This is a genomic window from Nocardia carnea (assembly GCF_029869215.1).
Lineage (GTDB): Bacteria > Actinomycetota > Actinomycetes > Mycobacteriales > Mycobacteriaceae > Nocardia > Nocardia carnea_B.
Genome location: NZ_JARWPM010000047.1, coordinates 1 through 9,745, shown reverse-complemented (window position 1 = coordinate 9,745; position 9,745 = coordinate 1). Strand labels below are relative to the sequence as shown.

Sequence of the window (9,745 nt, the reverse complement as noted above, 5' to 3'; positions counted from 1 at the left end):
GCAGCTCGTCCGGCCGCATCCAGCGGTACGCGGCGACCTCGGCGGGGTCGGGTTCCGGAGCGACGTCGTCGAGCGACCCCACCAGCACGTGATCCCATTCGTGTTCGACGTACCCGGTGCGCGTGTCGCCCGTGGTCGGGGCGCGCGGCGGGGGGGGCTGCGTCGGGGTGGTCTCCCCTCCCCCCCCCCCCCCCTCGCGGGCCCCCCCCAAACCCCGCGCCGCCGGAGGCGGCGCCATATATACAGCGCGCATCTATGCTGGTGCGGTGGTCTGAGGAAGGAGCCGCGGGTGCGTGTCGATACGTCCACCATCGGAATCGCGCCGGGTGAGGGCCTGGTCGCGCGCTTCGGTGATGTCGTGATCTATCTGGTGGGGGCCAACGCGTCCACCGAGCGGATCCTCGGCGCCGTGGAGGCGGTGGCGGACGCGGAGCATCCCGGTGCGGCGATCGCGCAGCGGCTTGCGGCCGTGGTGTTCGGGACCGGGTCGGAACCGCCACCGTTCGGCCTGGTCGCCCCTACCGCCGACGGCACACTCGTACTGCTGCGGGGTCCGGTGTCGGCGTTGATCTCGGGGGCCGAGGGGTCGCGCCGGCTGGTCGGCGCGCGGGCGTTCACCTGGGTGGACGAGATCGTGCGTGACCCGGTCCGCACCCTTGCTGTCGGCCCGGGGGCGGAAGCCCAGGTGACGCCGTACCCGCGCACCGATCTGCGGGCCGGGGTGGTACCCGGCGGCGGTTTCGTCATCCACGCGGCGGTGCGCCGCAGCCGCAAGCAGAACCGGACCCCGGCGGCCGCGGGACCGGCGGCCGGCGCGCAACCGCAGGCCACCGCCCCGGCCGGACTGGCCGCCGCCGCACCGGAACCCGCGGCCGAATCCGGTCCGCCCACCGGGTTCGCGGGTGCCCGTGCCGCGGAGCCGCTGCCGGGCACCCGGGCATGGTCCGCGGCACCGCAACGACCGGTGCCGGACCCCATCCGCCTGGGCAAGGAGCCGGCGAATTCGCGGCTGCTACCGGCCGCGCGCAACGGCGCCGAGGGACCGGAGAAATCCGCGCCCACGCTGGTGGCCGAGGACGGGACGAGCTATCCGCTGGACCGGGCGTACGTGATCGGCCGCGGCCCGTCGGTCGACGAATCGGTCCGCCGCAAAACCGCCGCCCCGCTGGTCCTGCAGCGCGACCGTCACATCTCCCGGGTGCACGCGTACCTCTCGGTGGACGGCGGCAAGGTCTTCCTCCGCGACGCCGGCACCGCCGCGGGCACTTTCGTCTCCACCCCGGGTGAACCGCGGTGGACCCGGATCGGCCAGTCCCCCACCGAACTGCCGCCCGGCGGCCGGATCCGCATCAGCGAACAGGTCCTCACCTACCAGGACGAAACACCGCACGCCGGGAACTGACCGGTATGCCCCGGGCCGCGCGCCCAGGCCGCGCGGCGCACAATGGCGGTATGCACCGCAACGGCCCGACCGGGGACATCGACGAATCCGCGCTCACCGTCACACCGCCGAAAACGCAGGCCGCGGGGGTCACGGCGGTCGGTGTCGCGTTGGGACGAGCCGTCGCCGATATGGGTGTGGTCCGTACCGCGCGCACGCTGGCGCGGGTCAACCAGGTGCACGGTTTCGACTGCCCGGGCTGTGCGTGGCCGGAGCCCACCGGGCACCGCCGGCCCGCCGAATTCTGTGAGAACGGTGCGAAGGCGGTCGCCGAGGAAGCGACCCTGAACACCGTGGGCCCGGAGTTCTTCGCCGAGCATTCGGTCGCCGAACTGGCCGGCAAGTCCGGATACTGGCTGGGCCGCCAGGGCCGGCTGACCCATCCCATGGTGCTGCGACCCGGCGATACCCATTACCGCCCCATCGCATGGGACGACGCCTACCGGCTCATCGCCGGCGAGTTGCGGGCACTGGATTCCCCGGACGAGGCGGTGTTCTACACCTCCGGCCGCACGGCGAACGAAACCGCGTTTCTCTACCAGCTGATGGTCCGCAGTTTCGGCACCAACAACCTGCCCGACTGCAGCAATATGTGCCACGAATCCTCGGGCACCGCGCTGACCGCTTCGATCGGTATCGGTAAGGGCTCGGTGACCATCGACGATTTCGCCGCCGCCGACCTGATCCTGGTGGCGGGCCAGAATCCGGGCACGAACCATCCGCGCATGCTCAGCGCGCTCGCCGACGCGAAGAAGTCCGGGGCGCATATCGTCGCGATCAATCCGCTGCCCGAAACGGGCCTGTTCGGGTTCCGGGATCCGCAGACCGTGCGCGGGCTCACCACCGGCGTGGATCTCGCCGACGATTTCCTGCAGATCCGCCTCGGCGGCGATATGGCGCTGTTCCAGGGCGTGGCGAAGTTACTGTTCGAGGCCGAGGACCGCGCCCCGGGCACGGTGCTGGACCGCGCCTTCATCGACGCGCACACCGCCGGTTTCGCCGAGTACGAACGCCATTCCCGCGCGGTCGACCTGGACACCGTCTACGAGGCGAGCGGTCTCACGCACGAGGAACTCGCCCGCACCGCCGATCTGATCGCGCGCTCGGACAAGATCATCGTGTGCTGGGCCATGGGTCTCACCCAGCACAAGAACGCGGTGGCCACCATCGAGGAGGCCACCAACCTGCTGCTCGCCCGGGGCATGATCGGTAAACCGGGCGCGGGTGTCTGCCCCGTCCGCGGGCACTCCAACGTGCAGGGCGACCGCACCATGGGCATCTGGGAACGGATGCCCGAACCCTTCCTGGCCGCGCTCGACCGCGAGTTCGGTATCACCAGCCCCCGCACCCACGGCTACGACACCGTCGACGCCATCCGCGCGCTCCGCGACGGGAAAGCACGCGTGTTCTTCGGTATGGGCGGTAATTTCGTCGCCGCCACCCCGGATACCACCGTCACCGAGGCGGCGCTGCGCAGGTGCGCGCTGACGGTGCAGGTCTCCACCAAACTCAACCGCAGTCATGTGGTGCACGGCGCCACCGCGCTGATCCTGCCGACCCTGGGCCGCACCGACCGCGATATCCAGAACGGGCGCCGCCAGCAGGTATCGGTGGAGGATTCGATGTCGATGGTGCATCTGTCCACCGGCCGGCTCACCCCGGTGAGCGACGAACTGCGCAGCGAGGTCGCGATCGTCTGCGAACTCGCCCGGGAATTGCTGGGTCCGCAGCATCCGGTGCCCTGGGAGGATTTCCGCGGCGACTACGACCGGATTCGCGACGCCATCGCCCGTGTGGTTCCGGGCTGCGCCGAATACAACACCCGCGTCCGGCAGCGCAACGGTTTCGTCCTCCCGCATCCGCCCCGTGATTCCCGCGAATTCCGTACGGCCACCGGTAAAGCCAATTTCGCCGTCAACGAGCTCAGCTGGGTGCCGGTCCCGCCCGGCCGGCTCGTCCTGCAGACGCTGCGCAGCCACGACCAGTACAACACCACCATCTACGGGCTCGACGACCGCTACCGCGGCGTGCACCACGGCCGCCGCGTCGTACTGGTGAACGCGGGCGATATCGCCGAGCTGGGCTTCCGCGACGGCGATCTCGTCGATCTGGTCGCCGAATGGACCGACGGTGCCGAACGCCGGGTGACGGGCTTCCGGCTGGTCGAGTACCGCACACCGCGCGGGAACGCCGCCGCCTACTACCCCGAGACGAATCCGCTGGTCCCGCTCGACCATGTGGCGGCGCGGTCCAATACACCGGTATCGAAAGCGGTCGTCATCCGGCTCGAACCCCATAACCACCAGCGCAGCCCGCAATGAGCAGAGTCACCGCGCGACGCCGGATGGTACGTATCACCCCGGCCGGCGAGATCACCCGTCCCGATACCCTGGCCGTCGAAGAACCCCTGGAAATCCGGGTGCGCGGGGAATCGCTCACGGTCACCATGCGTACCCCGGGCAACGATATCGACCTGGTGCACGGCTTCCTCTTCGGCGAATCACTGATCGCCACGGCTGCCGATATCCGCACCGCCCGCTACTGCGCCGGCACCGACGACGAGGGCCGCAACACCTACAACGTCCTCGATATCGACCCCGTCGGCTCGATCGCCCGGCCGGACCGCCCGTTCCTGACCACCGGCGCCTGCGGCATCTGCGGCCGCACCGCCCTCGACGAGATCCGGCAGCGCACCCGCTACCCCCTGCCCACGCCGGAACCACTGGTGGATGCGGCGATTCTGGCCGGTCTGCCGGCGGCCCTGCGCGGCCGGCAAGCGGTCTTCGACGCCACCGGTGGCCTGCACGCCGCCGGTCTTTTCACCACCACGGGCGAGGTTCTGGCCGTGCGCGAGGATATCGGCCGCCACAACGCCGTGGACAAGGTGATCGGCTGGGCACTGCGGGAGAACCGGATCCCGGCCACCGATCTCGTGCTCGTGGTGAGCGGCCGCGCCTCCTTCGAACTCGCGCAGAAAGCCGTGCTGGCCGGTATTCCGATCCTCGCGGCGGTCTCGGCCCCCAGTTCGCTGGCCGTGGACCTGGCCGCCGAATCATCGCTGACCCTTGCCGGTTTCGTTCGCGGCGACACCATGAACATCTACACCTGCCCCGAACGGATCGGCGGCACGTCGAACCGGGAATAGGCACAGGCTGGTCAGCGGACGGTGAGCGCCGGATAGTCCATCAGGTCGATATCGTCCTTGGCGTTGCCGGCGAATCGGTCCATCAGCCCGAACCACCGTGAACCCAGGAACCAATCCCGCAGCCGCAGGCCGTAGCCGGTTTTCGGTGCCAGGAAGGGGCCGGGGCTGCTGCCCAGCCCGACCTTCGCGTACCGGCGCATGATCCGGTTGTATCGGGCGAACGCCATCGTATGGTCGCCGGCGGCAGCGGCCAATTCACCAGCGAGAACATAGGCGCCGACGACCGCCAGACCTGTCCCGAAACCGGCGAGGGTGTTCCCGTAGGCGCTGTCGCCGACCAGCGCGACCCGCCCCGTCACATAGCTCGGTACGCGCACGCGAGCCAGCGCATCCAGATAGAAATGACCGGATTCGCCGAGTTCGGCGAGCATTTCGGGTACCTGCCAGCCCATTCCGCTGAATGCCTGGATCAGTACGCGCCGCTTTTCGTCGTCGTCGGCGAACCGGATCTCGGGCGCGGCGAACAGATACATCTGCTCGGCCTTCGGTCCGCCGCGCACCGCGAGGCGGCCGGGCGCGGCGTACGCATACGATTCCCGCCGGCGCGGACCGCCGGACTCTTCGCCGCTGAGCGGCTCCCCGGCGATCGCGTAGTAGTAGCCCCGATGCCGGACGAATTCCTCCTCCGGCCCGAATACCAGCCGGCGTACCCGGGAATGGATTCCGTCCGCGCCGAAGACCAGATCGAACCGGCCCGCCGGCCCGCGCTCGAATTCGACCTCGACACCGTCATCGGTATCGCACAGCGCCGTGATCGAATCACCGAAGCGGTATGTGCACTGCGAGGCAGTTGCCGCGTACAGGATCTCGGCGAGATCGCCTCGCCGGATCTCCACATCTCCGCCGGTGAAATCACCGGACATCCGCACCCGCTCCCGCCCCGCCGCGTCGACGAAAACCATATCGGTGGCGCCGGTACTGCGGCGCCGGATCTCGTCGTAGACACCCATCCGCTCGAGCACCGTTCGGTGCACCGCACCTTTGAAATCTACGGCTTGCCCGCCCAGCCGTAGAGACGCGGCCCGCTCGACGACCGTGACCTCGAATCCGTAGCGGTTCAACCAGTAGGCGAGTGCGGGCCCGGCGATACTCGCGCCGGAGATGAGGACACTGCGGTTCTGCATGACGAGCTCCATCCACAATATGCGTCCAGTAGAAACTGTTTCCTCCGGACGCCGACAGCGTATGGTAGACACAGTTTCACGTCAACCCGATTTCGAGAGGCATCCCATGGCCACCCCGACCGTCCTGGAACTGCTCTGGGGAACCGACCGCCGCCCGACCCGGGGACCGAAACCCACCCTGAGCAGGGCCGCGATCGTGGCTGCGGCGGTCGAACTGGCCGACGCCGACGGCCTCGCCGCGGTATCCATGCAGAAGCTCGCCGACCGGCTCGGCTACACCAAGATGTCGCTGTACCGCCACGTGCCGGGAAAGTCCGAGCTCACCGCGCTGATGACGGAGGCGGCCATGGCCGGCCTACCCGAACTGGACACCGCGGGCCCGCAACGGTGGCGCAGCGGCCTGCGGTCCTGGGCATTGGCGAGTTTCGCGAGATACCGGCGCCATCCGTGGGTGATGGAACTCCTCGCCGGCGCCCGGCCCGTGGGCCCCAACGAACTCGGCTGGACCGAGGCCGCCCTGGACGCCATGGCGGATATCGCGCTGACCGGCCCGGAACGGCTGGACACCCTCGTCGTCCTGAACGGGCACGTACGTAGCCTCGCCCAGCAATTGATCGGCCCCGGAACCGGGGAGGAAGAATTCACCGCGACGATGGCCGCGGCGCTGGAACTGGCGGGCGACCGTTTCCCACGGCTGATCGAGGCGATCTCGGATTACCCGGACGAACAGCCGCCGGCCGAGCGGGCACAGCAACGCGACGCCGCCCTCGAATTCGGAATTGAGCGCATCCTCGACGGCGTAGCCGCCCTCCTGGCTCAGCGCACCGGCCGGTGAGGCCGGAATTCCCGCGTCCGCCGGCCGCGCTCAGATGCCCGGCAGCCGGATCCCCCGCTCCGCTGCCAGCCGCGATAATTTCTCCGTCTCGTCGATGGTTACGGCGACATAGGTGCGCAAGCCCTCGTCGTCACGGCGCAGCAGATACTCGTAATCACTGTCGGTGAGCAGGGCATCGTCGCCGTCGTAGAAATGCCAGCGCACCCGGACCCGCACCAGCGCGCGGGTCAGCTCGGCGTACTCCAGCACGGTGTGATCGACCCGGGACAGACCGAGCAGCTGATACAGCGGATGCGCCTGGGCGAGCCCTTGCGCCATTTCTTCCCGCGTATACAACGCCCCCACGAATTCGTCGCCGACGATGGTGCCCGGCATCCCCCACAACGCGGCGGTGCGTTCGGGATCGAAGGCACTCAGCGCGGACTGGTACTCGTCGAGGAAGGCTTCGAGTTCCGCACGAACAGACATAGCACCACCTGGCCCGCCGGGCCTGCCGGTCGTTGGATATGACGACCGGCTCGGCCACGGCCGGAGTTCGGAGCGTCCGCGACCGGACGCTCCCCTCCTCAGTTGGCCAGCGCCTCCAGCAGCGCCGCACGCTGGCGGGCACCCAGGCCACCGATCCGGCGATCCTCCGGGATATCCGCCTGGTCCATCAGCTTGGCGGCCTTCACCGGGCCGACGCCCGGCAGCGCCTTGATCACGGCGACGACCTTGGTCTTCTTGACCAGTTCGTCGCTATCGGCCTTGCGCAGCAGGTCGGCGACCGAAACCTTGCCGTCTTTCACCTGACCGATCAGTTCGGAGCGCGCCTTGCGCACCGCCGCCGCTTTGGCCAGAGCCTCCGTGCGTTGTTCCGCGGTCATCGTTGGCAGTGCCATATCTCCTCCGCTTTCACTCGTCGCTCGAACATCTGGTTGATCGGGTCGATTCAACATCACAATACCGACACCGAACCGCCGACACACCGGCCAGACCTGCAGTCATAGCAATGATTTCTGATTCACGTCCCGGTGGCGCGGCCCGATCCGAATCGGACGGTTGACCGGGAATATCCGGTTCGGCGTGCTGGAACACGTAACATTCGCCGCCCGCGCAGCGAAAATCCAGGCAGACGCATCCTCTGTACGGCGGCGGTTCAACGGCGAATCGAGGGATCAGCGCAGATTCCCGCCCGCTGTGCCCGGTATGCGCTGTGATCAGGTACTTCTTCCCCCATAACACCGCGGCAGGCCGCATTCGGCCCGACCCGGCCGTTCCGCGATTCCCGTGCCGGATTCCCGCACAGCTGCTACGCTCCCGAACCTAGAACACGTTTCAATTCGTAGGAGTGGTGATGGCCCGGGAGATCCGCGACGTTGTCGAGCAGTACGTGAAACTGGTCGGCGCCGGACCGACCGAAGATATCGTCGCTCTCTATGCGCCCGACGCCGTGATCGAGGACCCCATCGGCACCGAGCCGAAGCAGGGCCATGAGGCGATCCGCGAGTTCTACAACGTCATCGCGAGCCTCGAACGGGAGACCTCCCTGGCTCCGGAAACCGTGCGCATCGCCGGCAACCATGCCGCCTTCGTGTTCACCTTGGTCACGAAGGCCGGCGGTCAGCGGATGACACTGAGCCCGATCGACGTCATGGAATTCGACGCCGAGGGCCGGATCACCCGGATGCGCGCCTACTGGAGCGCCGACGATATGGCCGTCGAGCCCGAATGAGCCGCGATGCGGCGACTCTACTGCGCTGAGCCGTCGCATCGCCGAACCCCGGGGTCGCCCACGACCGGCCCTGGCCCCCCATCATGCGCCCGGTATCCCGGTCATCAGGATTCCCGGCGCACGGGGCAGTGATCGTGGGCACCCCGGGCGTCACGCCGCGGAACCCTATCTCGTCCAGATAGTAGAACCACCACACCAGGACCGAGGAGACCCGATGAGCACTTCCCGTATTCCCGCGCTCGCCCCGAAGGACGCGGGGTTGCTGACCAAGGTCATGTACTGGTTCGCCCGGCGCAAGGTCGGCGAAGTTCCCGAACCGTTCGCGGTCAGCGGCCACCACACCGGCATCCTGGTCGCGGGCGGCATCCACGAACTTCTGGCGGAGCGGGTCTCGAAGAAACTACCCGCCAATATCCGGGAGATCGCCGTGTACCGGACGGCGTGGACCATCGGCTGCTCCTGGTGCGTCGATTTCGGCACCATGCTGCAGCGGCTGGACGGCCTGGATATCGACCGGCTCCAGCACATCGCCGAATACGAGACCTCCCCGCACTACACCGACGACGAGCGGGCCGCCATCGCCTACGCCGACGCGATGACCGCCACCCCGATGACAGTCACCGACGAACAGGTCGCCGACCTGGAGAACCGGTTCGGCCGGGCGGGTGTGATCGAACTGACCTACCAGATCGCCCTGGAGAACTCCCGGGCACGCAACAACCACGCCCTCGGTATCACCGCGCAGGGATTCAGCACCGATTCATGCCGGGTGCCCTGGGCATGAGCGGGTCAGGCCCGGAGGCGGTAGCGCAGCGTCACCACGCAGGGCCCCCGCTCATGCCCCATCAACACAGCATGAGCGGGTCAGGCCCGGAGGCGGTAGCGCAGCGTCACCACGCAGGGCCCCCGCTCATGCGCCATGGACACAGCATGAGCGGGTCAGGCCCGGAGGCGGTAGCGCAGCGTCACCACGCAGGTCAAACCACCCAGCATGCATACCCGATATGCGCGCCGCGACCGACGAACACCTGCACGGAGGGCGCGGCCGCCCCGCCCGGCTGGGCCGCCTGCAGGGAGTGGTCGCCCTCGTAGGCGGGCACCCACTGGACCAGCGCGATACCACCTCCGGCCGGTGGGACGGTGGCGAACGGGACCCCGTTGTCGTAGAAGGTCACCGGGGTCACCGCCTCGCTGAGCCGCGCCCGCACGGTGTAGGTGCAGCCGGTGCCGTAGTTGGTGCGGATTCCGGCGTTCAGATCCGGCAGCACACTGACCTGCACCACGGTCCCGGGGGGGGGCGGGGGGCGCCCCCCCGGCCCCCCGCCGGCCACCCCGCGTAACCCGCGGCCGCCGTGCCCGGCCCCGCGCCCGCCGCTAACCGCCCGTGCGGGGCCCCGGGTGTATCGCCCGGGACCCCTCGGAGCGG

The 9,745-nt window shown here is 68.8% G+C and carries 10 protein-coding genes and 1 pseudogene; 6 read left to right on the top strand and 5 right to left on the bottom strand.

What is annotated here, in order from left to right; genetic code table 11:
- A pseudogene (locus tag QH276_RS02025) lies at window positions 1-253 on the bottom strand (hypothetical protein); the annotation flags it as partial.
- Between the two features lie 36 nt (window positions 254-289).
- Between QH276_RS02025 and QH276_RS02020 the strand changes: the two are divergent.
- Genes QH276_RS02020 through fdhD form a run of 3 tightly spaced genes read left to right on the top strand, consistent with a single transcriptional unit; the run spans window position 290 to window position 4,586 of the window.
- Window positions 290-1,402 carry an FHA domain-containing protein gene (locus QH276_RS02020; RefSeq protein WP_280402857.1) on the top strand — a complete coding sequence of 371 codons (1,113 nt, stop codon included), beginning with the start codon at window positions 290-292 and terminating at the stop codon, window positions 1,400-1,402.
- A 50-nt stretch (window positions 1,403-1,452) separates the two neighbouring features.
- Window positions 1,453-3,762, top strand: coding sequence for an FdhF/YdeP family oxidoreductase (locus QH276_RS02015; protein ID WP_280402856.1), 2,310 nt, complete (start codon window positions 1,453-1,455; stop codon window positions 3,760-3,762).
- Window positions 3,759-4,586, top strand: a complete 828-nt coding sequence (fdhD, locus tag QH276_RS02010; RefSeq protein ID WP_280402855.1) for a formate dehydrogenase accessory sulfurtransferase FdhD — start codon at window positions 3,759-3,761, stop codon at window positions 4,584-4,586. Before QH276_RS02015 ends, fdhD begins: the two co-directional genes overlap by 4 nt.
- An 11-nt stretch (window positions 4,587-4,597) precedes the next feature.
- Here the strand turns inward: fdhD and QH276_RS02005 are convergent, their stop codons facing one another.
- A complete protein-coding gene (locus tag QH276_RS02005) occupies window positions 4,598-5,770 on the bottom strand; it encodes an FAD-dependent monooxygenase (RefSeq protein ID WP_280402854.1) in 1,173 nt (390 codons plus the stop codon).
- A gap of 106 nt (window positions 5,771-5,876) precedes the next feature.
- Here QH276_RS02005 and QH276_RS02000 point away from each other — a divergent pair, with 106 nt between their 5' ends.
- Window positions 5,877-6,605: a TetR/AcrR family transcriptional regulator gene (locus tag QH276_RS02000; protein ID WP_280402853.1), complete on the top strand. Its 729-nt coding sequence runs from the start codon at window positions 5,877-5,879 to the stop codon at window positions 6,603-6,605.
- A 30-nt stretch (window positions 6,606-6,635) separates the two neighbouring features.
- On the opposite strand, the gene QH276_RS01995 is transcribed toward QH276_RS02000, so the two are convergent.
- Together QH276_RS01995 and mihF are read right to left on the bottom strand one after the other, a co-directional pair.
- Entirely contained in the window at window positions 6,636-7,073 is a 438-nt protein-coding gene (locus QH276_RS01995) for a hypothetical protein (protein ID WP_280402852.1), read from the bottom strand.
- Between the two features lie 98 nt (window positions 7,074-7,171).
- Window positions 7,172-7,486 (bottom strand): integration host factor, actinobacterial type, encoded by a 315-nt coding sequence (gene mihF, locus QH276_RS01990; RefSeq protein WP_030523251.1) that lies wholly within the window; start codon window positions 7,484-7,486, stop codon window positions 7,172-7,174.
- A 455-nt stretch (window positions 7,487-7,941) separates the two neighbouring features.
- On the opposite strand from mihF, the gene QH276_RS01985 reads away from it, so the two are divergent.
- Together QH276_RS01985 and QH276_RS01980 are read left to right on the top strand one after the other, a co-directional pair.
- On the top strand, window positions 7,942-8,319 hold the full coding sequence (locus QH276_RS01985) for a nuclear transport factor 2 family protein (RefSeq protein WP_280402851.1): 378 nt from the start codon (window positions 7,942-7,944) through the stop codon (window positions 8,317-8,319).
- A 214-nt stretch (window positions 8,320-8,533) separates the two neighbouring features.
- Entirely contained in the window at window positions 8,534-9,103 is a 570-nt protein-coding gene (locus QH276_RS01980) for a carboxymuconolactone decarboxylase family protein (protein WP_280402850.1), read from the top strand.
- A gap of 193 nt (window positions 9,104-9,296) precedes the next feature.
- Here QH276_RS01980 and QH276_RS01975 read toward each other — a convergent pair whose 3' ends face one another.
- Complete coding sequence (locus tag QH276_RS01975) at window positions 9,297-9,602, bottom strand: hypothetical protein (protein ID WP_280402849.1); 306 nt, start codon at window positions 9,600-9,602, stop codon at window positions 9,297-9,299.
- Between the last annotated feature and the right edge of the window lie 143 nt (window positions 9,603-9,745).